We start from the raw sequence: 22,877 nt of genomic DNA, 5'->3' as shown, positions 1-22,877 counted from the left end.
AGCAAACTAAGTGAAAATTAAAAACGAAACTAAAGTAGGTATATTGGCAGCATTAGCAATTACTCTGCTTATTATTGGCTATAATTTCCTAAAAGGTAATAGCATATTTACCAAAGAAACTAAACTTTATGCAACCTATCCGCAGGTTGATGGTTTAACCGTTTCAAAACCTGTTCTGATCAATGGATTTCAGATAGGACGTGTTGCCGCTTTAGAGCTCCAGGGAGATGGTTCAATTAAAGCTACTTTGAGTATTCAGAGCCAATATGAAATTCCTAAGAACTCTATCGCCCGGTTAGAAAGTACAGATCTTTTAGGTGGTAAAGCAATTATGCTAACCTTAGGTAATGATAAGAATATTGCTCAAGATGGCGATGCTTTACAAACTAATGTACAGAAAGGTTTAATGGAAAGTATGCAGCCTGTGCAGAAAAAAGCAGAATTGATCATTGCTAAAATGGATTCTATTTTAAGTAGTGTGAATACCATCCTTAATCCTAATTTTCAAAAGAATATAGATAAAAGTTTTACCAGTATTGCTTCTACTTTATCTTCTTTAGAAGCTACTTCTAAAAAGGTAGATAACCTGGTAGGTTCTGAAAGTTCTAAGTTATCGGCTATCTTATCAAATGTAGAGGCGATTACAGCTAACTTTAAGAATAATGGTCAGAAAATAGACGCTATTTTGGCTAATATCAATAATGTTACCGATAAATTTGCAGCCCTAAATTTTCAACAGACTGTAACCAACGCCAATAAAGCAGTTGCCGATCTGCAATTAATGATTAATGATATAAAGAGCGGAAAAGGGACATTGGGCGCATTGTTAAATGATAAACAAATGTACGATAATTTAAATAATGCTTCTAAAAATCTGGATGCTCTTATGATTGATTTAAAAGCTAATCCTAAGCGTTATGTCCACTTCTCTGTTTTTGGCGGTGGAAACAAAAAGGACAACTAATCAACAACAGTATTAAGATAATTTATAAAAGACAAAGCCTCCATATAGGAGGCTTTGTCTTTTATTTCAATTTTAGAATAATATCAGAGCTGATAAACAGCACCTTCTTTTGCCAGCTCGGTATTTTCAAATACGCTTGTAGCTTCATCTAATAAAGGTTGTAGTATCTTATATCTCGAAGAAAAATGGCCTATAATCAATTTTCCAACTTGATTGATTTTGGCTACTTCACCTGCCTGTAAGGCTGTAGTATGGTGTGTAGAAAGCGCTCTTTCTAAAAGTTCATGTAAGAAAGTACATTCATGATATAAGGTATCGCAATGCTTTATACTATTGAAATATTTTGTATCGAACATGGTATCTGAGCAGTAAGCATAACTACGTGGACGAGGGGAATCTATGGTGTAATCCTCATTCTTTATTATTCTTCCGCCGGGTAGAACTACTTCTTTGTTTCGCTTAATGAGATGATAGTATTCCTTTCCTATGTGGTCTGCTTCAAGCTTCTCTGTAATTAGCTTTCTTAAGCGTTTTACTTGTGAAAATTTAAAACCTGTACAAGGTATGCGATGATTTAAGATAATGGTTTCGACCTCTATATCCTGATTTTTAAGGATAACTTCTGGTTTATCAGTATGGGTAAAATGATACTGTACCGGAAAATTCAATGAGGTTTCAGAGTATTTAAACTGTATATCTAATATTTCTTTGAGAGGTTCAGGTCCATAGATATGGATTGCTTTTTTTCGTCCTCCTAAATGCATACTCGAGAGTAAGCCTACTAAACCGAAAAAATGATCGCCATGTAAATGACTAATGAAAATATGATCTATTTTAGCTGCTTTGAGATTGTATTTAATCAGTTGCTGTTGTGTGCTTTCTCCACAATCAATTAAATAGAAACAATCATTACAATTAAGCAGTTGCGCACTTTGATTACGGTTATAAACAGGTGTAGCTGAGCTGCTACCCAAAATAGTCAACTCAAACTTCATTCCTTAACCTTTATCTACACTTCCTCTTAATTCTTTTTCAATTTCTTCCATAAAGATCAGATCGGTAGCTTCATCAAGTTTATTTACAAAAGTTACTGACTGATGAATATTAGACATTTTTATAATTTGTGCTACATTTTCTCTTACGCCACAAACTACAAAAATACCATCTGCACTTTTACACAACCTGTCTCCTACTAATAAGCAGCTTAAATCTTGTGAGTCATTACATTCTGCAACTTCTGAAAGATCAAGTACAATGTTTCTGAATCCTTCTGTATTTAATAGAATAAACTCAGATTTTAATGCTGGTGTGTTATCGTTAGTGAATTTGTTTTCATCTAACTTTATAACTACATATTTTTCGTGTTTATCTGTTGAAAATTTCATTTTTAAATCTCTTAATTGGCTTAGATAAGTTTATTGATTTCAGCAGTTGTACGTTCTTCAATTCTTGCCAGCAAATTTTCAGAATTATCTTTTACAAACTGCTCTCCTGTTATCTGTTCATACAATTCAATATACCTGTCGGATATTGAGCTTATAATTTCTTCTGTCATTTGCGGAACCACCTGCCCATCTTTACCCTGAAAATTATTTTCAATTAACCATTTACGCACAAATTCTTTGGATAATTGTTTTTGGGGCTCACCATTTTGTTGTCTTGTCTGGTAGCCTTCGGCATAAAAATATCTCGACGAATCTGGCGTATGGATCTCATCTATGAGATAGATTACACCATCAGCCTTGCCAAACTCATATTTGGTATCTACCAAAATTAATCCTCGTTGGGCAGCCATCTCAGTACCACGTTGGTAAAGGGCCTTAGTATAGTTTTCTAACTGGATATAATCTTCTTCACTTACAATACCTTTGGCTAATATATCCGCTCTTGAAATATCTTCATCATGGCCTACTGCTGCTTTAGTTGTAGGTGTAATGATGGGTTCAGGGAGTTTATCGTTCTCTTTAAGCCCTTCTGGTAAGGATACACCGCATATTGTTCTTTTACCTGAGCTGTATTCACGCCAAGCATGCCCCGCTAAATATCCTCTGATTACCATTTCTACCTTAAAAGGATCACATATGCGACCTATAGTAACCATTTCATCGGGCGTTGCTAAAACCCAGTTAGGTACAATATCTTTAGTAGCTGTTAAAAATTTTGCTGCTATTTGGTTTAAAACCTGTCCTTTATAAGGGATGGCTTCTGGTAATACCACATCAAATGCAGAGATTCTGTCTGTTACAACCATTGCTAAAAACTGATTATCAATAGTATAAACATCTCTTACTTTACCTTTATAAAAGTTGCTCTGTTTGGGAAAATTAAAATGGGTTTCTTTAACTGCTTTCATGAGGTCATAAAAATACGATTTTAAAACAAAAAACCCTGTAGATTTAAATCTACAGGGTTAAAAATTATTGTATTTTGTTTAATCTCTCCTTAAAATCTTCTGCCCTCAACATACCTATTATCTGCCCTTTTAAATGAACTTCTATATGGCTGTCGCGTTTTTTTAGCTGTAATCTACCTTTAAACAAGTCTGTTTTATCGGTAGTCAAATAATCAATTAAATTTTTCTTTTTTTCTTTTCGGCAGGCTAATTCAGTTTCTCCTTCTGCAACAATTAATCTTATCTTTTCTTCAATAGGCGCTAACCATAAGGTTAATTGAGTTGTAAGTCTGATGCTTTCCACTTTAAGTATAATTATTGGATATCCCCGTAAGCTTTTAAGATTTGTTTAACCAGTTTATGTCTTACTACATCTTCTCCATTTAAGTAAATGATATCTATTCCTTTAATATCTGCCAAAATGCGAAGTGCATTATGTAAACCCGATTGTGTCTTCTTAGGCAAGTCTACCTGTGTAACATCTCCAGTTACAATAAATTTTGCAGTTGGCCCCATACGGGTCAAGAACATTTTCAGCTGCATATCAGTTGAGTTCTGAGCCTCATCTAAAATTACAAAGCAATTATCAAGTGTACGACCTCTCATAAAAGCAAGTGGAGCAACCTCTATGGTACGGTTCTCTAAATAAATCTTCAGCTTTTCAGGCGGTATCATGTCATCTAAAGCATCGTATAAAGGACGTAGATAAGGATCTACTTTTTCTTTCAAGTCGCCAGGTAAAAAGCCCAAGTTCTCTCCTGCTTCTACTGCCGGACGTGTTAAGATAATACGTTTGATTTCCTTATTTTTAAGGGCTCTTACGGCAAGGGCAACCGCAGTATAGGTTTTTCCCGTACCTGCCGGGCCAATGGCAAATAAAATATCATTCTTGCCAATACTCTCTACCATTTTACGCTGGTTGGCAGTTCTGGCTTTAACCATTAAGCCATGGTTGCCGTAAACGATCACTTCGCCTCCACCGCCATTATTCTTTGGCATTCCATCTGTAACGGTTACCTCACTTGCTTTAGCTCCTAAAATGCTATGAATATCATTGGGTGTAAGGGTTCTGTATTTGTCTAGATGTTCTACTAAAATTTGTATTTTCTGTTCAAAATTCTTGAGTTCTTCTGAATCGCCAAGAGCTTTAACTTCATTACCACGAGCCACGATTTTTAATTTAGGGAAAGCGGCTTTTATCATCTCATAGTGCTCATTATTTGCTCCCCAAAATTGAATTTGGTCGGCTGTATCTATAGTAAGCTTGATTTCGTTCAAAATATTGTATTTTTATTTAAATGGGTATTAAATTCAATTTAAAAGTTGAATATTTGTAGGCAAATTGCCTGTACACAAGAATAAGAAATAATATTTAATTTTTAATGGCTATAATCACATTAACAACAGATTTGGGTACGAAAGATTTTTATCAGGCTGCTCTAAAGGGCAGTATTTTAAGCAATCTGCCTACTGTTAATATTATAGACATTACACATGAAGTACCTTCATTCAATATCTCGTATGCGGCTTTCGTTTTAAAAAACTCTTATACTTACTTTCCCAAGGATACGGTGCACTTAATTGGGATAGATTCTGTTTTTAACGAAAACACTAAATACATTGCTTTAAAGTATAAAGGACACTATTTTGTAGGAGCTGATAATGGTATTTTTTCTTTGTTATTTAATGAGGCGCCTGATGAAATTGTTGAGCTTAATATTATGCAGGATCTTAAGTTTCTCCATTTTCCGCTTGTAGATATTCTGGTTAAAGGCGCAGTACATTTGGCAAAAGGCGGTAGTTTAAGAGAGATAGGGATACCAGCTTCTGATGTGGAGCAAAAAATGCTCTTACATCCCGTAATTGAAAAGGATATCATAAGAGGTAGTGTTATTTTTGTAGATACGTTTAGTAATGTAATTACCAATATTACCAAAGATCTATTTACCAAAGTTCAGAAAAACCGTGATTTTACACTCTATTTCAGAAAAAACGAAACTATTACCCAATTAAGCTGGCATTATAACGAGGTTCCTGAAGGCGAAAAGCTTTGTTTGTTCGGGATCAGTAATCACTTAGAAATTGCTATTAACAAAGGTAAAGCCAGTGGTCTATTAGGTCTACACCTTAATGATATTGTAAGAGTAGAATTTCATTCTTAATTTTTTGTACACATACATATGCTTACGAGAATTGTAAAGATGCATTTTAACCAAATGTATACTACCGATTTCAAACGGTTTTTTGCTTCATTAAAATCTCAAATAGAAACCTTTGATGGTTGTAAAGAAGTAAATCTTTTTCAGGATAAAGCCAATCCTGAGATCTTCTTTACCATTAGCAAATGGGAAAATGAAGACAGCTTGGAAAACTATAGACATTCTGCTTTGTTTAAAGAAACATGGGCTGTTGTAAAACCAAACTTTGTACAAAAAGCCGAAGTCTGGAGTTTATCTTTACTTTAGTTTAAAACTTAATGAAATGAAAAGATTTACCTTATTTGTCTTGCTTTTTGTTTTTTCAGCTAAAATTATTTTTGCGCAAGATACCTCTGCATACAATATACAAAGAGCTAAAATCAATAGCCTGTTAGCGGATCGTAGTGCAAAATTTAGTCAGTATGATGAAAGTTTAAAAGCACGAACAGGTATATTTGGTTTGCAGACCAAACGGGATATCAGGAACTCTAATGAAATATTGAGAACGATTGTAATGAACGACAACAATATTTTTCAAGAACTGAAAGTACTGCTCGAATATAAAGATATACAGTTTAAGCAAGCACAAACAGATGCTGATTTCAATACCCAGCGTATCCTTAATTTTAAAACCACAATCCGTAATCTGCAATTAAAAAATGATGAGCTGCTAAATTACAATAATAAAATCAGTAAGAGCTCCGATTATAAAACCCTAACTCTGGTATTAGCAGCCGTCATCATTCTTATTTTGCTCTTATTGTTAAGAAAGGCCAAGCTAAGTATCAAAAAAGCCAATTTTAACGGTATTCAGATAAAATGAAAAAAGTAGCTTTCGGTATCTTAAATCAATTGAATAGGCGATTATTGCCCAGTTTATTAAAAAGAGACCCTAATCAATTAAAAGGGTACGAAAAAGCTATTTTAGGTTTCAGGTATTGGGTACTCATCAATTACCTAAAAGCAAAAGACCTTAATGCTTAAAATAGTTGGTTAGCAGACCTACTAAGAATTTAGGCTCTATAAAAGTAGATTTAGGAGGCATAACCAACCCTGCATCGGCTACATCAATTACCTGTTGTGCCGTTATTGGTGGCAAGCTGAACAAAACGGCTTGTATATCATTATCTACCTGCTTGGTCAAGTGCTCAATATTTGCTCTTCCCCCTTCAAAAGTTAACCGGGCGTCTGTTCTTGGGTCGCTTATTTTTAATATCGGCGCAAGTATCAATTCCTGTAGGATACTAACATCTAACAGCTTAACAGGATCGTTGATGATAAATTCTGGCTTTACCTCAAGTCTGTACCAACCCGAAGGCAGATACATGTTCATTTCATGCAATTGTTGAGGCTGATTATAGTTTTCCAGCTTTTCAATTGAAAAATGTCTACTTATTTGATCTATGAACTCCTCTTCCTTTAACTCTGATAAATCTCTTACTAAACGATAAAAAGGTAATATTTTAACCTCCTCAGTATCCATGTAAACGGTTGAGAAATAATTATAATCGGCCGTTTTGCTTTCGCCGTTGAGCATACGTTTCTGTCTGCACATTTTAGCCATTGACGCTGCCCTATGGTGTCCATCTGCAATATAAACTTGGTCTATATCCGAAAAGGTTTTAATGAACGTATCCAGATCTTTACCATCTGTTACCACCCATATCCTGTGTGCAGATAAATCATCAAAAGAAAAATCAATATCCGGAGATTTTAACAGGTAATTATCAATCAGCTTACTGATGGTTAGATTTTTATGATAAGTGATCAGTACCGGATTTGCATCTAAATTACTTTGCTGTATGTATTCTGCTAAAGCTTTTTCCCTACGCTCAACAGTATTTTCATGTTTTTTGATATTTCCCTTAAAATATTCTTCGATATCGGTTAAGGTCCATATACCTGTTTGCCTGATGCCGTTATGTTCTATCTGATAAATATAAATAGCAGGTTTTTCTTCGAATACCAATATGCCATTATCTATAAACTGTTCTAAGTTCTCGCTGATCTTTTTATAAACCAGCTCTGTTCTCGATCCTCTTAAATAAAGATGATCTAATTCAGGACTGATAAGATGTAAAAAATTATACTCGTTCTCAGACAAAATAAGTTTTGCCTGTCCTGTGCTGTAATCATCCAGCGGACGGGTAACCACTTTGGTTAAAAGAGATTGGCGTGGTTTTAAAGCCTTAAAAGCTTTGATTACCGGCATTGTTTTTATATTGGTTAGATTTTTCTAAGATAGTATCCTTTATGCTTGCTTGCAATATATTCTTATAAAAAAACCTCCGGCACGACCGAAGGTTTTTAAAAATCAGATATTTAAACTCTTATCCTTTAAAATGATTGATAATCAGATTGGCCAGTTCTTCACCGATACGCTCTTGTGCCTCATTGGTAGAAGCACCTATATGCGGTGTTAAAGAGATTTTTGGGTGGCTTAAAATAGCTTTATCAGGTGTGGGCTCATTTTCAAATACATCTAAACCGGCAAAAGCAACTTTTTCTGTATCTAAGGCTGCTATCAACGCTTGCTCCTCAATGGTTCCACCTCGTGAGCAATTTACAATACCTACTCCTTTTTTCATTTGGTTAAAAGCTTCGGCATCTAATATCGGCTTATCTGCAAATGGGGTGTGTAATGAAATAAAATCGCTATTTTTGATTACTTCTTCAAGTGATACGGTCTGCACCGGAATATCAACTTTAATTCCCTGTGTTAAATTCAATGTAATGTTGTCATTAAACGGATACAGGTCGTAAGCTAAAACATTCATTCCCAAACCTAAGGCTATAGTAGCGGTTTCACGTCCTATACGTCCAAAACCAATAATCCCTAACGTTTTTCCCCTTAGTTCAATACCTTTAGCATAGGCTTTTTTTAGCGAATTAAAATTTGTATCACCTTCAATCGGCATTTTACGGTTAGAATCTTGTAAAAAGCGAACTCCGGTAAACAAATGAGAAAATACCAGTTCTGCTACAGAAAGTGAAGAAGCCGCAGGTGTATTTACCACTGCAACCCCTTTACTGCGTGCATATTCTACATCAATATTGTCCATACCTACGCCTCCCCTGCCTATCAGTTTAATATTAGGACAAGCATCAATCAGTTCTTTTCTGATTTTGGTAGCACTTCGTACGGTTATGGCATCGTAATTTTTTAAAGCTTCGGCAAGCTGATCCTGTGCTATGGTTTCGGTATCTACCGTAAATCCCGCTTGTTCTAAAAGTTGTTTCCCAAGTGGGTCAATGCCATCATTGGCAAGTATCTTGATCATAAGATTATTTGTGTTTTTCTTCAAAACTCTGCATTAATTCAACTAAAGCATGTACACTTGTAATAGGTAGCGCATTGTACATAGAAGCTCTGAACCCACCTACGCTCCTGTGGCCTTTTAAACCTTCAAAACCATTTTCATCAGCATATTTTAAGAACGGTTTTTCCAATTCAGGATTTTCCATTACAAAGCAAACATTCATTCTCGAGCGGTCTTCAACAGCGCAAGTTCCTTTAAACAGGGAATTCCTGTCTATTTCTGTATAAAGTGCTCTGGCTTTAGCTATGTTTTCTCTTTCCATTTCTGCTACACCGCCTTTAGATTTTAACCATCTAAGGTTGAGCATTGCGGTGTATATAGAGAACACAGGTGGTGTATTGTACATAGACCCTCCTTCAATATGCAATCTGTAATCTAACATAGAAGGAATAGATCTGCCTGTTTTACCTAAAATCTCATCTTTTACAATAACAATGGTTAATCCTGCAGGGCCAATATTCTTTTGTGCTCCTGCGTAGATCAGGTCATATTTTGAAACATCAATAGGGCGGCTCATGATATCCGAAGACATATCACAAACAACAGGAATCTTTACTTTGGGTAAATCAAACAGCTCTGTACCGTAGATAGTATTATTTGATGTATAGTGAAAATAAGCGCTATCGGCCGGAACTTCAAAGTTCTTTGGAATAAAAGAATAATTAGAATCTTTTGATGAAGCCACTACATTAGCCGTACCAAAATTCTTTACTTCTTTAATGGCCTTATTTGCCCAAACACCAGTATCTAAGTAAGCTGCGCTTTTGCCTTCAGGTAATAAGTTCATCGGAACCATTGCAAATTGCATACTTGCGCCTCCTTGCAATAATAAAACTGAATACCCCGAAGGAACATTCAATAATTCTTTAACCAGAGATACGGTTTCGCTTACTACGGCCTCAAACTCAGGTGTACGATGGGAAATTTCAAGAATAGACAAACCATCTTTAAAATCTAAAACTGCCTGCGAAGCCTGTTTGAATACTTCTTGTGGTAAAATACATGGACCAGCACCAAAATTATGTCTCATTTTTATTGAATTTTTATGCTGTAAATGTAAGTTTTTTGTATTTAAATTCTATTGATTTTTAAACTTTAAAATCAATTTTAAATTAAGCTGTCGGCCCGTTAGATAATTAGGGATGGCAAACTGATTGTTATCAACATCTTTAAGCCATAAATAAGATACAGTATTATTGATATTGAGCAGGTTAAACACTTCAGCATACAGAGTAAATGAACTAAAATACTTACCTAATGCCTTAGGTTTGTGGGCTGCATTTTTATCAAGAAAATCCTTAGAAAAACCGATGTCTATTCTTTTGTATGCCGGGATATAATAGTTATCTGAATAAATTTTATTTTGTGGCGAACCTATGGGTAAACGTGAGCCGTATAAAGCATTGATATGAACCTTATATGTAGGGCTCCGTAACAAACGATCTTGAAAAAACACAGAAAAATTTACCCTTTGATCCGTTGGTCGTTTTAAATAACCCGGATATATTGTTATTATTTGTCCATTTGCATCTTTCTTTGTATAAGAATCGCCAATAATATCTTGATCTGCTTTCATAAGCGATAGACGAAAATAAGATATAAGGTCTTTTACAAATTCGCCGCCAATACTAAAATCTACGCCATAAGTTCGGGCTTTGGCTATATCATAAGATAAATATTTAATGCGGATGTTATCTACGGCATAAGGTATCATCCGGTCTGCGTATTTATAATAAGCTTCTGTGGTAAAAGTTAGTTTTGTACCTAAGCCATAAAATCCGTAATCGTAACCTGTAGAAAAATTATAAGACCGTTGTGCTTTTTGCCTTAAATTAAGTTCTCCATCAACAGCTCTTATACTCCTATAACTTGGCGCCTGTTGGTAAATACCTGCTGTAAAGTGCCAAAACTTATTTTCGGCAGGTTTGTAACCGATCAATAATCGTGGACTGAACAATAGCTCCCCACTTAAAGAATTGTAATTTATACGTGTACCCAGTTGTACATCTGTTTTATCATTCAGCTCATAAATATCCTGTATATAGCCACTAATTGTATGGATTGTGAGCTGATTTTCAGTAAAAACCGTATTAGGGATATAGAGCTTGTTGTCTTTATTCGGCAAAATGTATCCCGCTGAATCGATGTAATAATACTCGTTCAGATTATCTTTATATCTACCTTCTTCAAGTCGTGCTCCTGCTGAAATATCATGCTTTTTGAGTTGTTTTTCAAATTTCAGTTCGGTACTTGCCAAGCGAGAATTAAGATGGTTGCGTGCATAATTGTAATAAGCGCCTATACCCCTGTTTACTTTAACCGTACCAAATGTTTCGCTGTTAAAATTAGGGTATATCTCATCAAAAATATAAGCACCATCTATATCAAAATGTTCCCTTTCTATAGATTCGAAATAACTGTTGATCCATTTTAAGGTTGTATTTTTATGGATGGCATAAACGGCCGTAACAGCAGCTCCAAATAAGTTATAATTATCAACCTCTTGCCCCTCGTAATCAATCTTAAGCCTTAAAGGGCTTTCTAATGTACCAAACACAGTTTCTCTACTCTGCGGTACCAATTTAAACCTACCCGAATTAAAATTAAGTAGCGTACTTATATTGAGTTTAGATGAAATATTTTGCTGCCATAACAATTGAACATCATGAAATTTAGGTGTATAACTCCCTTTTTCATCCTGTGTGCTCAAGATATTGCTATTATCTTTGAAACGATAACCAAATAGTATAAAACCATTTTGATAGGAACGTTTAATTGTGGCAGATGCCCCAAGCAATCCTGCTGTAACTATTATCTGGTTACTATCTGGCTTATCATAATGTATATCTAAAACCGACGAAAGCTTATCGCCATATTTAGCACTGAAACCACCGGCAGAAAAATGTGCCCTGCTCACAAAATCGGGGTTAACAAATGATAAACCTTCTTGTTGGCCATTTCGTACCAGTACAGGTCTGTTAATTTCTATATCGTTGATGTAGATTAGATTTTCATCAAAATTACCTCCTCGCACACTATATTGCGAACTCAGTTCATTATTGGTAGATACGCCGGGCAAAGTTTTAAGTATAGTCTCAAAATTGCCACTAACAGAAGGTAAAGATGGGATTTCATTAACAGAAACAGCAATGCTGTTAGACAGCCTGCTCTGTTTATTCTGTATTTTTACTTCATCTAATTCCTTTACGTCGGGCTTTAAAATAATATTATATCTAACAACGGTTCCCTTGCTTTCTAAAAATTTAACTTGTTCTGTTTTATATCCGGCAATGCTAAATCTTAAAGTAAATGAAGATAAACGAGAAGCAATTTCATACTTTCCATTTGCATCTGTAAATGTTTTTCCAGCAAGGCCCACTAAACTTACCGATACTTTCTCTATGGGTTTATTTTGTTCATCATAAACCACGCCGCTAACTTTAATTAGTGTCTGGGCTTTTACAGGTAAAATAAAAGCTGTACATAAAAGAATAAATATCAATAACCTGCTGAGCATTCGTATTAAGCAGATTGGGTATGCGTGTCAACGTTTTTAAGATCAGCGATCATTTGTGAAGGATCTGCCGCTGCAAATACTGCATTTCCGGCAACAAAAGCATCTGCACCAGCTTGTATTAAAGTACCAATGTTCTGCATGCCTACTCCTCCATCTACTTCTATAATTAGATCTGGGTTGCTTAACAAGGCCATTTCTTTAAGTTCTGCCACTTTATTTAAAGTTTGTGGTATAAATTTCTGACCGCCAAATCCTGGATTAACCGACATTACCAATACCAAATACAGATCTGATAAAATGTCTTTCAACAAGCTTACTGGAGTATGTGGATTTAAGGCTACTCCTGCTTTGCATCCTACCGATTTAATCAATTGCACCGAACGATGTAAATGTGTACAGGCTTCGTAATGCACAGTAATGATATCTGCACCAGCTTTGGCAAACTCAGAAATATACCGATCTGGATCTACGATCATTAAGTGTACATCAAAAGGCTTTTTTGCATGTTTTTTAGCGGCATTGATTACAGGAAAACCAAAAGATATATTGGGTACAAATACACCGTCCATAACATCTACATGGAACCAATCTGCTTCTGAAGCATTAATCATTTCTATATCGCGTTGTAAATTGGCAAAATCTGCCGAAAGTATAGATGGAGCAATTATGTGTTTCATTTTTATTCTGTATGCGTATCTCTTATTTTTTATTATTTTCTAATTCAATCCCATGAATACGGTTTTTTGACCTATTTGATGTTCTTAGCTGCAATTAATTGATTGCTATGAAGAAATGGCAGAAAAATCTCTTATTTCGCATTCTGTAAGCACTTTTCTTAAGTTTTTACAATATGAACAATCTTTGCAGATTTTAACATTAAACCCATTTTCATCGGTTTGGTCATCATATGAAAACTTCTGTACAGATGATAAGGCATTGAGCCTTAAATCTTGTTCTGCCTTAGCATATCTGCACGGGTTCTTATACCTTACTCTTCTTGGTTTTCATAATGCAAGTTACGAAATCATTTAGCAACATAGGTAGTAGATATAAAAAATCCCGGGTTTAATTATAAACCCGGGATTTTATTAAGATTAGAAATACCTAATTAACCTTGTGGAGCCGAAGGAGCATTATCTTGTTTCGCTTCTGGTTTTGGTGGACGAGGGATTAAAACTTTACGTGAAAGCTTTAATTTACCTTGTTTATCTATATCCAATAACTTCACTTCTACAATATCACCTTCTTTGAATACGCCATCCATGGTTTCCAGACGTTTCCAGTCTATTTCAGAAATGTGCAATAAACCGTCTTTACCAGGCATAATTTCCACAAAAGCACCAAATGGCATGATTGATTTAACTTTACCTGTGTAGATCTCGCCCACTTCAGGTTTAGAAGCAATAGCTTTAATACGTGCAACAGCAGCATCAATAGAAGCTTTATTATCAGCAAATACTTCAACAATACCTTTGTTATCTACTTCTTCGATAGAAATGGTAGCGCCGGTTTCGCGTTGCATTTCTTGAATAATTTTACCACCTGGGCCAATTACCGCACCAATAAATTCTTTATCGATAGTTAATGAAACAATACGAGGTGCATGTGGTTTATAGTCAGCAGCAGGCTCGCTGATGGTTTTCTTCATTTCATTTAAAATGTGTAAACGACCATCTTTAGCTTGGTTTAAAGCTTTTGTTAATACTTCATATGATAAACCATTGATTTTTAAGTCCATTTGACAAGCTACAATACCTTTTTCAGTACCTGTAACTTTAAAATCCATATCCCCTAAATGATCCTCATCACCTAAAATATCAGATAAAATAGCGTATTTACCCGATTTCTCATCTGTAATCAATCCCATTGCAATACCTGATACCGGAGCTTTGATTTTTACCCCTGCATCCATCAATGCCAAAGTACCCGCACAAACCGTAGCCATTGAAGAAGAACCATTAGATTCTAAGATATCAGAAACAATACGGATGGTATATGGGTTTTCATTTGCATCTGGCAATACTTTCTTTAAAGAACGCATCGCTAAATTACCATGACCAACTTCTCTTCTACCCGGACCTCTATTTGGTCTTACTTCTCCGGTAGAAAAACCCGGAAAATTATAGTGTAATAAGAATTTATTATAACCATTGATAAAAGCTCCATCAATCATCTGTTCATCATCTTTACTACCTAAAGTAACTGATGTTAATGACTGGGTTTCACCACGTGTGAACACTGCCGAACCGTGAGCAGCAGGTAAATAGCCTACTTCGCTCCAAATTGGACGGATCTGCGTAGTGCTACGCCCATCCAGACGAATACCCTCATTTAACAATAAGTTACGTACCGCATCATATTGTACATCGTGGAAATAATGCTTAGCCAGTGCTTTGGTTAAATCTTCTGTATCTTCAGGGAAAGCATCCAATACTTCATTGATAATAGCTGTAAAACCTTCTGAACGCTCATCTTTACCTAAACCAGATTTAGCAATAGCGTAAACTCTGTCATAAGTCTCAGCATATATTTTTTCTTTTAAAGCCTCATCATGATCTTCGTGATTGTATTCGCGTTTAACAGTTTTACCAGTTTCTTTGGTTAATTCTACCTGTACTGCGCATTGAACTTTGATGGCATCGTGCGCAAATTTCAAGGCTTCAACCATTTCTTCTTCCTGAATTTCGTTAGCTTCACCTTCAACCATAACGATATCATTGGCAGAACCCGCAACAATAAATTCTAAAGTAGCTCTTTCAAGATCATTTAAATAAGGGTTGATCACTAATTTTCCATCAATTTTAGCTACGCGAACTTCTGAGATTGGTCCGTTAAAAGGAATATCTGACACAGCTAAAGCGGCTGATGCAGCCAGGCCAGCTAAACAGTCAGGCATTATATTTTTATCTGCAGAAATCAACGAAATCATTACCTGTGTATCTGCATGGTAATCTTCTGGGAATAAAGGACGTAAAGCTCTGTCAACTAAACGAGAAATCAATACCTCGTAATCAGATAATTTAGCTTCGCGACGTAAGAAACCACCCGGAATACGTCCTGTGGCAGCATATTTTTCCTGATAATCTACCGATAAAGGTAAAAAGTCTGTTCCTGGTTTCGCATCTTTAGCAGTTACCACTGTTGCAAGCAACATAGTATCGCCCATTTTTACTACTACCGAACCATTAGCTTGTTTAGCCAATTTACCAGTTTCAATTTCTACAATTCTTCCATCGCCTAAGTCAAACGATTTTTTTATAACATTCATCTAAAAAAAATTATGGTGTGTTTCCTCTTTTTGCACACCGGTTTATGTAACATTTATTTGTTTTGCAAAGCAAAAAAGCCATCCGTTAATAAGGATGGCTTTTACTGATAAAAGCTTTTTATTTAATGATATCTCTTAACTGTAAAGCTTTGATGATAGCACGATAACGCTCAATATCTTTTTTGTAAAGGTAAGCTAAAATACCACGGCGTTTACCTACTAGTTTTTGTAGTGCTAACTGAGTAGAAAAATCTTTACGGTTTTTCTTTAAGTGCTCAGTTAAGTGAGCAATACGGTAAGTAAACAAAGCAATTTGACCTTCTGCAGAACCAGTGTTAGCTGCTGCACCGCCGTGTTGTTGAAAAATTTCGGCTTTCTTTTCTGAACTTAAATACATTACTTGAATAATATTAAAGTGTTTATAAAATTAATTAATTGAGCGCAAAGTTAAACTATTTCCTGTTTTTATACAATACCCAAATAACATATTTATCAAATCTAAAAGTTTGATAATCAGATTTCAATTCTCAAGAAGCCATCAAGAATGAAAATGCAGAACCTATGGCCTGCCTGATAGCATTCTACTGAATGTTTCTGTCTAATCAGCAACAAATCCTTACATTTGCAGCATGATAAAAAACGAATTCAGCATTTTTGAAAGCGAGTTAAACGTACGTCCAGATGATATTGATATGTTTAATCATGTACATAACAGCAAGTATTTAGATTACGTTCTGGCTGCACGTTATGAACAGATGGACAAATTTTATGGAATGAGCTGGGAAAAATTTGCTGAAATGGGTTACGGCTGGGTAGTTGCAAAAGTTACTATCTCGTTTAAGCGTCCGTTAAAAATGGGCGATAAAATGCTTATCCGTACAGGTATTCTTGAAATGAACGAAAAAGGCAGCAACGTACAGTTTGAAATCATCAATAAAACTACCGGAAAAGTAGCCTCAGATGGTATTTTTGAATATGTAATGATAGACCTAAAAACACAGCGTTCATGCAAGGTAACTCCCGAAATGATAGCGGCTTACAGTATATAGACGTATTTTCCCCTTTCTATCATTTTTATCAAAACAATATTTGACCTTAAAAATATTTTACTACTTTTGGGTTGTAAAATACTACGAACCATGAAGTTTTCCGCAGTCCGTATACATTAACTTTGCAGCAAGGACTCTATTCTCTACTTACAAATTTCATTCGCTAGATTTTAGCGTCGAGGTTATTATTTATACACTTTATTTTTATGACAACTATAAACGAGGCCAAAAATGGCTTATCGAAGTTTTTCGCAATTTTAAAACAATCTCTAAAGGGAGAAGAAATAGATTATACTTCCATTAACATCAAACGAGCTATTATCCTTTTAGCCATTCCCATGATGTTGGAAATGATGATGGAATCGGTATTTGTGCTGGTAGATCTGTATTTTGTGGGTCATTTGCCCAATAGCAGTGTAGCCATTCAGATTGTGGGCTTAACCGAATCTGTTTTAACCATTATCTACTCATTAGCAATGGGAATAGGTATGGCGGCTACAGCAGTGGTTGCACGTCGTATAGGTGAAAAAGACCCTGTTGCTGCAGCTAAAGCAGGTATGCAAACCATTTTTATTGCTTTAACAATCAATCTGGTTATTAGTATAAGTGGTTTACTTTTTGCCAAAGATATTCTACTGTTAATGGGCGCTACAGAAAGTACCGCTGCAGAGGGTAAGCTATTTGTACAGATTATGATGGGCAGTAGTATGGTTATCATGTTGCTTTTCCTGATCAATGGTATTTTTAGAGGAGCAGGTAACGCAGCAATAGCTATGCAGAGTTTATGGATAGCAAATACCATTAACATTGTACTATGCCCGCTATTGATAAGGGGTTTAGGCCCAATACCAGCCTTAGGTTTAACGGGAGCAGCTCTGGCAACAGCTATAGGTCGCGGCATAGGCGTAATGTACCAAATCTATCATTTAAGTAAAGGCAGCAGCAACCTGCAAGTGAAATGGTCTTATCTGAAGCCACATTGGAACCAAATCAAGGCTATTATTAAAGTAGCGGCACCAGGTATTTTCCAGTTCGTTATTGCATCATGCAGCTGGATATTCTTAGCAGAATTAGTAGCTACCACAGGGGGTGATAATGGTTCTGCCGGATATCAGACCGCATTAAGATTAATGATGTTTTTCATGCTTCCTGCATGGGGATTAAGTAACGCTGCGGCAACTTTAGTAGGGCAGAATATGGGTGCACATCATTTTGAAAGAGCCGAAAATTCAGTTAAGATAACCACTAAATACACCATTATTTTTATGGGTATAGTTACTCTGTTATTCTTAACCTGTGGTTCTCTATTTGCTTCAATATTTACCAATGATAAAGAAGTCATTAGTGTTGCTACACAAGCACTTCGTATTTTAAGTTACGGCTTTGTAATTTATGGTATAGGTATGGTTCTAATCAGTGCTTTTAATGGTGCCGGCGATACGCTTACACCAACTAAGATTAATATTGTAGCTTTCTGGTTATTTCAGATTCCATTTGCATATATTTTAGCTAAACATTTTAACATGGGACCTACGGGTGTTTTTATCGCTATACCTGTTACCGAAGTAGGAATTTCCATAGTGGCTTTCTATATATTCAGAACTGGTAAATGGAAACAGGTTAAAGTATAATATTTTAAAAGGATGCCTGAAAGTTTAGGCATCCTTTTATTTTAATATCTCTTGCATTTTTTGGTAAACCTCACTCCCTCTTAAGTTCAAAGCAATAATTTTTCCTTTAGGATCAAGTAAGAAATTTTGCGGTATAGAGCGTACTCCATAAGCATCAGATATTTTTCTGAGCAATTCTTGCGGAATGATCACATTTGGATAAGGTAGTTTGTCTTCATTGAGAGCTTTGATCCAGTTTTGCCTACTCTTATCTATGGAAATGCCTATAACTTCAAAGTTCTTACTTCTAAAAGCTTGATAAGCTTTAATAAGATTAGGGCTTTCAGCTCTGCATGGCCCACACCAACTTGCCCAAAAATCTAACAATACATATTTGCCTTTATAGTGATCTAACGAAATGATATTCCCGTTCATATCGGGCAGTTCAAATGCCGGAGCAAAGCCTCCGATAGCTGTTCCTGAATTAAAGATCCTATTGGCTAACCATTGTGCATAAACGTATTGCTTACCTGTGGCGTTCAATAAGGCGTAAATATTACTGCTAACATCTCTCACTAAAGGAAAATTTGTATAAACTATATAAGATGAAACTAAAGATGAAGGATTGAGCTTAGCCTGCTCTATTATGATTTGTCTAATCTTAAGCTTTTCGGCCACGATTTTCTCTTCTAATATATTGACTTGCTTGCTATCTTTTGCTTTTAGCGCTTTCTGATGGGCCAGATTAAGATCACTCCATATTTTATATTCTGTCGTCAGTTTTTTCAATACAGCATTATATTCATCCTGTAAAAATGTTCCCTCTGCTTTTAATTTAGTCAGCGAATCTTTGTGTGCCTTGATTTTTAACACGCCTTCACTTATAATGACCTTAGCCCCCATACCAAAACCTATTTTCTTACCGCTTTTATTGGTAACTTTTAAGCTCAGCATACACAATTGTGGTTTAGGGAGATTTACACGATAAGTAAACTTTTCATTCTCGACCAAAGCAGAATCTATACGTATGTGTTTTGAAGAGGTATCTTCAAACATAATATATAACATATCTTTCTGTATACCTTTTATTGTGCCAGTTACTACACAGTTTTGTGTAATACTCTGTTTAACAGAATTAAAGTTTTGTATACCTGTTGCTATAAAAATACATGTAATTACACTCTTTAAGCTCATCATTAATAGTGTTTGTTTTTACTGTTTATCTGTATTGAAACCACGCTCTTTTTGCAGCTTAACCTAAAGTTATTAAAAAAACTTTTTAAACTAAAAAATTAGTTAAAAAATAAACCAAAACGAAAAGTGCTTTCTTTATTTTTTTAAAAAATGTAAATTCGGAGCCTTAAGGCACTAAAGCATGAATATTATCCTCGCTTCCACTTCTACCCTTTATGGGGGAAATTATCTTGAATATCTAAAAAACGAAATCGCATTGCTTTTTAAAGGAATTGACGAAATCATCTTTGTTCCTTATGCAAGACCAGGTGGAATTAGCCACGAAGAATATACCGCTAAAGCTGCTGCATTTTTTGCTACTTTAAATATCCGGGTAAAGGGTTTACATGAATTTACGCAACCAGAAATGGCCTTAAATGATGCAAAGGCTTATTTTACAGGCGGGGGGAATACTTTTCTCCTGGTTAAAACCCTACATGAACTGGGTTTAATGAATGTATTGCGTAACAATGTACTTAGCGGAAAACCTTATTTGGGTTGCAGCGCCGGTTCTAACATTGGCGGGTTGAATATGAAAACCACCAATGATATGCCAATTGTTTATCCTCCTTCTTTCGATTGCATGGGCTTGGTACCTTTTAACCTCAATCCGCATTATCTGGATCCACATCCAGAAATTAAGCACAATGGAGAAACGAGAGAAACGAGATTATTGGAATTCTTAACCCAAAACCAGATTAAAGTGATTGGTTTAAGAGAAGGTAACTGGATAAGTGTAAAAGGAAATACAATAACTGTTGAAGGAACAGAATTTACCCGAATTTTTGAAAATGGGCGTCTTCCATATGAAATAGCTCCCGGCACACAATTGACATAGGGCTTTTCTAAACTAAACTGCCTATAGTTTTGTTGTACTTGTATTAAACTCAAATACAACAATATATGGCAAAAATAGTAGCAGAACAACTGGTAGAAATGCTTGTTAATGCCGGCATAAAAAGAATTTATGCTGTTGCTGGCGATAGTTTGAACTATCTCAATGACTCCATCAGAAAAGATGGCCGCATTAAATGGATACATGTAAGGCATGAAGAAGTTGGTGCTTATGCGGCAGCGGCTGAGGCCGAATTGGATGGGATAGCTTGCTGTGCCGGCAGTTGCGGACCAGGCCATGTACATCTTATTAACGGACTTTATGATGCGCATCGTTCTCACGTGCCGGTTATAGCTATTGCTTCTACCATACCTACCAATCAAATGGGGGTAGATTACTTTCAAGGTACCAATACCTTTAAGCTTTTTGACGATTGCAGTGATTACAACCAGTTAATTACCAGTGCAGAACAAGCACCTCGCATCTTTCAAACAGCTATACAACATGCCTTATCTAAACATAGCGTAAGCGTAATCGGTTTTCCGGGAGACGTAGCAGAAATGGAAGCAGTTGAGATACCCACTTCTGCTCAAATCTTTAGATGTAACCCTGTTATCCAACCTTCAGAAAGTGAACTGAACCAATTGGCAAACCTTTTAAATGAAGGTAAGAAAGTAATGCTATATTGTGGTATAGGTTGTAAAAATGCTTACCATGAGGTTCTTGAGCTGGCTCAGATCCTTAAAGCTCCAGTAGGTTACAGTTTCAGAGGAAAAATGCATGTACAATATAACAATCCTTATGATGTAGGCATGACAGGTTTATTGGGCACACCAAGTTGTTACAAGGCCATGCACGAGGCCGATGTTCTTGTACTACTTGGAACAGATATGCCTTATGATGCCTTTATGCCTACGGATAACAAAATTATACAAATTGATACAGCTGAAGAACGTTTAGGGCGCAGAGCTAAACTAACTTTGGGCCTCAAGGGCAATATCAAAGATACTATTAAAGCACTTTTACCACTACTGCATACCAAAACAGATTCTTCATTTTTAGATGCTATGATCAAATTCCACGAAAAAGTGGTTGAGCGATTACATGCTTATGTAGAAGACAAAGGCGTAGAAAAGAAACTTCAACCAGAATATGTAGCCTCTCTTATCAATCAATTGGCAAGCGATAATGCAATTTTTACCTTAGACACCGGCATGAGCGCAGTATGGGGTGCCCGTTATATTGAACAAACCGGAACACGTTATCTCTTAGGCTCATTTAATCATGGTAGCATGGCCAATGCAATGCCAATGGCTATTGGGGCTAAACTGGCACATCCTGAAAGACAGGTAATTGCTTTTTGTGGCGACGGTGGCTTATCCATGTTATTAGGTGATCTGGCTACTATTAAACAATATAATATTCCCGTAAAAATTGTGGTGTTTAACAATAGGGCTTTAGGAATGGTAAAATTAGAAATGGAAGTAGCAGGTTTACCTGATAACGAAACAGATATGCATAACCCGGATTTTGTAAAAATAGCCGAAGCAATGGATATAAAAGCAGCTGAAGTGACCTTGCCTGAACAATTAGAACGTACACTACAGCAAGCTTTTAATTATGACGGACCATATCTCTTGAATATATATACTAATCCTAATGCCTTAGCCATGCCTCCTCATATTACCGGAGAACAAATCTGGGGGATGACCAAGAGCATGAGTAAATTGTTATTAGGAGGACATATGGACGAAGTTTTTGAAACAGTAAAGTCAAACTACAAGCATTTAAAAGATTTATTCTAAAATCAATAGCTGAATACTAGTATTTTATTTTCCTGGTTTACTTCATCTATAAACACTTCATGCTTCTTGGCGTTGCCTTGCACCTGCCAAGAAGCAATACGTATGTCTTCATCTTTCTCTTTTTTTGTAGTTTTAAATTTCAAACCACATTTATTAAGAATTGCTTCTAACTCTTCTGCAGAATAATTTCCCCTATTATAGCTTATTGTATAAATAACAGATTTATGCATTTGGTCAATTCTACTTTCTATAAAAGGCAAGATTACCAATATGACCAATATGAAAAAAGAAGCACAGGCGGCCGCAAAATAATAGCCTCCCCCTATTCCCATGCCAACAGCAGAAACTGCCCAAATGGTAGCAGCGGTAGTAATTCCATTTACTCTATTATCGCCATGAAAAATTACACCGGCGCCCAAAAAACCTATACCTGTAACCACATTGGCTGCTATACGATCTGGATTAGGGCCACCGAGTTCTGCTGAAACAAAAGTAAAAAAACAGGAACCAATTGAAATCATGATCATGGTCCTGAAACCGGCAGATTTACTCCGATATTCTCTTTCTACGCCAACTATACCGCCCCATAATGCGGCCAATATAAAACGTATAATTATTTCATTATCCATATGCATAACTATTTCATTATCAATCAGTAATTTTATATAACATTCAAAATCTTATGA

The 22,877-nt window shown here is 35.8% G+C and carries 23 protein-coding genes; 9 read left to right on the top strand and 14 right to left on the bottom strand.

The window, feature by feature from the left end; translation table 11 throughout:
* Window positions 1–10 precede the first annotated feature (10 nt).
* Window positions 11–964 carry an MlaD family protein gene (locus ACLHG9_RS10970; protein ID WP_410221527.1) on the top strand — a complete coding sequence of 318 codons (954 nt, stop codon included), beginning with the start codon at window positions 11–13 and terminating at the stop codon, window positions 962–964.
* An 83-nt stretch (window positions 965–1,047) separates the two neighbouring features.
* On the opposite strand, the gene ACLHG9_RS10965 is transcribed toward ACLHG9_RS10970, so the two are convergent.
* The 5 genes from ACLHG9_RS10965 to ACLHG9_RS10945 all read right to left on the bottom strand — a co-directional run bounded on the left by ACLHG9_RS10965 (window position 1,048) and on the right by ACLHG9_RS10945 (window position 4,634).
* Complete coding sequence (locus ACLHG9_RS10965) at window positions 1,048–1,959, bottom strand: ribonuclease Z (RefSeq protein WP_410221526.1); 912 nt, start codon at window positions 1,957–1,959, stop codon at window positions 1,048–1,050.
* A 3-nt stretch (window positions 1,960–1,962) separates the two neighbouring features.
* Window positions 1,963–2,349: an STAS domain-containing protein gene (locus ACLHG9_RS10960; protein ID WP_410221525.1), complete on the bottom strand. Its 387-nt coding sequence runs from the start codon at window positions 2,347–2,349 to the stop codon at window positions 1,963–1,965.
* 20 nt (window positions 2,350–2,369) lie between these two features.
* A complete protein-coding gene (locus ACLHG9_RS10955) occupies window positions 2,370–3,317 on the bottom strand; it encodes a phosphoribosylaminoimidazolesuccinocarboxamide synthase (protein WP_410221524.1) in 948 nt (315 codons plus the stop codon).
* Between the two features lie 64 nt (window positions 3,318–3,381).
* On the bottom strand, window positions 3,382–3,660 hold the full coding sequence (locus tag ACLHG9_RS10950; RefSeq protein ID WP_410221523.1) for a hypothetical protein: 279 nt from the start codon (window positions 3,658–3,660) through the stop codon (window positions 3,382–3,384).
* 11 nt (window positions 3,661–3,671) lie between these two features.
* Entirely contained in the window at window positions 3,672–4,634 is a 963-nt protein-coding gene (locus ACLHG9_RS10945; protein ID WP_410221522.1) for a PhoH family protein, read from the bottom strand.
* A gap of 104 nt (window positions 4,635–4,738) precedes the next feature.
* On the opposite strand from ACLHG9_RS10945, the gene ACLHG9_RS10940 reads away from it, so the two are divergent.
* Genes ACLHG9_RS10940 through ACLHG9_RS10925 form a run of 4 tightly spaced genes read left to right on the top strand, consistent with a single transcriptional unit; the run spans window position 4,739 to window position 6,538 of the window.
* Window positions 4,739–5,518: an S-adenosyl-l-methionine hydroxide adenosyltransferase family protein gene (locus tag ACLHG9_RS10940; protein WP_410221521.1), complete on the top strand. Its 780-nt coding sequence runs from the start codon at window positions 4,739–4,741 to the stop codon at window positions 5,516–5,518.
* 18 nt (window positions 5,519–5,536) lie between these two features.
* Window positions 5,537–5,821 (top strand): putative quinol monooxygenase, encoded by a 285-nt coding sequence (locus ACLHG9_RS10935; RefSeq protein ID WP_410221520.1) that lies wholly within the window; start codon window positions 5,537–5,539, stop codon window positions 5,819–5,821.
* Between the two features lie 16 nt (window positions 5,822–5,837).
* Window positions 5,838–6,377, top strand: coding sequence for a hypothetical protein (locus ACLHG9_RS10930; RefSeq protein WP_410221519.1), 540 nt, complete (start codon window positions 5,838–5,840; stop codon window positions 6,375–6,377).
* Window positions 6,374–6,538: a hypothetical protein gene (locus ACLHG9_RS10925; protein WP_410221518.1), complete on the top strand. Its 165-nt coding sequence runs from the start codon at window positions 6,374–6,376 to the stop codon at window positions 6,536–6,538. The genes ACLHG9_RS10930 and ACLHG9_RS10925 overlap by 4 nt, the downstream gene beginning before the upstream one ends.
* Here ACLHG9_RS10925 and ACLHG9_RS10920 read toward each other — a convergent pair.
* The 7 genes from ACLHG9_RS10920 to rpsO all read right to left on the bottom strand — a co-directional run bounded on the left by ACLHG9_RS10920 (window position 6,528) and on the right by rpsO (window position 16,056).
* Window positions 6,528–7,766 carry a DUF1015 domain-containing protein gene (locus ACLHG9_RS10920; RefSeq protein ID WP_410221517.1) on the bottom strand — a complete coding sequence of 413 codons (1,239 nt, stop codon included), beginning with the start codon at window positions 7,764–7,766 and terminating at the stop codon, window positions 6,528–6,530. The two genes, ACLHG9_RS10925 and ACLHG9_RS10920, sit on opposite strands and share 11 nt — an antisense overlap.
* A gap of 118 nt (window positions 7,767–7,884) precedes the next feature.
* Window positions 7,885–8,835, bottom strand: a complete 951-nt coding sequence (locus ACLHG9_RS10915; RefSeq protein ID WP_410221516.1) for a D-2-hydroxyacid dehydrogenase — start codon at window positions 8,833–8,835, stop codon at window positions 7,885–7,887.
* A gap of 4 nt (window positions 8,836–8,839) precedes the next feature.
* Window positions 8,840–9,904 (bottom strand): 3-phosphoserine/phosphohydroxythreonine transaminase, encoded by a 1,065-nt coding sequence (gene serC, locus ACLHG9_RS10910; RefSeq protein WP_410221515.1) that lies wholly within the window; start codon window positions 9,902–9,904, stop codon window positions 8,840–8,842.
* A gap of 48 nt (window positions 9,905–9,952) precedes the next feature.
* Window positions 9,953–12,391 (bottom strand): TonB-dependent receptor, encoded by a 2,439-nt coding sequence (locus ACLHG9_RS10905; RefSeq protein WP_410221514.1) that lies wholly within the window; start codon window positions 12,389–12,391, stop codon window positions 9,953–9,955.
* A gap of 5 nt (window positions 12,392–12,396) precedes the next feature.
* Window positions 12,397–13,068, bottom strand: a complete 672-nt coding sequence (rpe, locus tag ACLHG9_RS10900; protein WP_410221513.1) for a ribulose-phosphate 3-epimerase — start codon at window positions 13,066–13,068, stop codon at window positions 12,397–12,399.
* Window positions 13,069–13,499: 431 nt separating this feature from the next.
* Window positions 13,500–15,659 carry a polyribonucleotide nucleotidyltransferase gene (gene pnp, locus ACLHG9_RS10895; protein WP_410221512.1) on the bottom strand — a complete coding sequence of 720 codons (2,160 nt, stop codon included), beginning with the start codon at window positions 15,657–15,659 and terminating at the stop codon, window positions 13,500–13,502.
* Window positions 15,660–15,777: 118 nt separating this feature from the next.
* Window positions 15,778–16,056, bottom strand: a complete 279-nt coding sequence (gene rpsO / locus ACLHG9_RS10890) for a 30S ribosomal protein S15 (RefSeq protein ID WP_410221511.1) — start codon at window positions 16,054–16,056, stop codon at window positions 15,778–15,780.
* A 232-nt stretch (window positions 16,057–16,288) separates the two neighbouring features.
* On the opposite strand from rpsO, the gene ACLHG9_RS10885 reads away from it, so the two are divergent.
* Together ACLHG9_RS10885 and ACLHG9_RS10880 are read left to right on the top strand one after the other, a co-directional pair.
* Window positions 16,289–16,708 (top strand): acyl-CoA thioesterase, encoded by a 420-nt coding sequence (locus ACLHG9_RS10885; protein WP_410221510.1) that lies wholly within the window; start codon window positions 16,289–16,291, stop codon window positions 16,706–16,708.
* Window positions 16,709–16,914: 206 nt separating this feature from the next.
* The gene (locus ACLHG9_RS10880) at window positions 16,915–18,339 is read left to right on the top strand and encodes an MATE family efflux transporter (RefSeq protein WP_410221509.1); all 1,425 of its coding nucleotides are present in this window, start codon (window positions 16,915–16,917) and stop codon (window positions 18,337–18,339) included.
* 36 nt (window positions 18,340–18,375) lie between these two features.
* On the opposite strand, the gene ACLHG9_RS10875 is transcribed toward ACLHG9_RS10880, so the two are convergent.
* Window positions 18,376–19,515: a redoxin domain-containing protein gene (locus ACLHG9_RS10875; protein WP_410221508.1), complete on the bottom strand. Its 1,140-nt coding sequence runs from the start codon at window positions 19,513–19,515 to the stop codon at window positions 18,376–18,378.
* A 178-nt stretch (window positions 19,516–19,693) separates the two neighbouring features.
* Here ACLHG9_RS10875 and pepE point away from each other — a divergent pair, with 178 nt between their 5' ends.
* Window positions 19,694–20,389 (top strand): dipeptidase PepE, encoded by a 696-nt coding sequence (gene pepE / locus ACLHG9_RS10870; RefSeq protein ID WP_410221507.1) that lies wholly within the window; start codon window positions 19,694–19,696, stop codon window positions 20,387–20,389.
* A gap of 65 nt (window positions 20,390–20,454) precedes the next feature.
* Complete coding sequence (locus ACLHG9_RS10865) at window positions 20,455–22,191, top strand: thiamine pyrophosphate-dependent enzyme (protein WP_410221506.1); 1,737 nt, start codon at window positions 20,455–20,457, stop codon at window positions 22,189–22,191.
* Between the two features lie 2 nt (window positions 22,192–22,193).
* Here the strand turns inward: ACLHG9_RS10865 and ACLHG9_RS10860 are convergent, their stop codons facing one another.
* Window positions 22,194–22,820 carry an MgtC/SapB family protein gene (locus ACLHG9_RS10860; RefSeq protein ID WP_410221505.1) on the bottom strand — a complete coding sequence of 209 codons (627 nt, stop codon included), beginning with the start codon at window positions 22,818–22,820 and terminating at the stop codon, window positions 22,194–22,196.
* Window positions 22,821–22,877: the final 57 nt, after the last annotated feature.

Origin of the sequence: Pedobacter sp. (assembly GCF_046462515.1) — a bacterium.
GTDB lineage: Bacteria > Bacteroidota > Bacteroidia > Sphingobacteriales > Sphingobacteriaceae > Pedobacter.
Note: the sequence above shows the minus strand (reverse complement) of the source record. Positions and strands in the feature narration are given on the sequence as shown.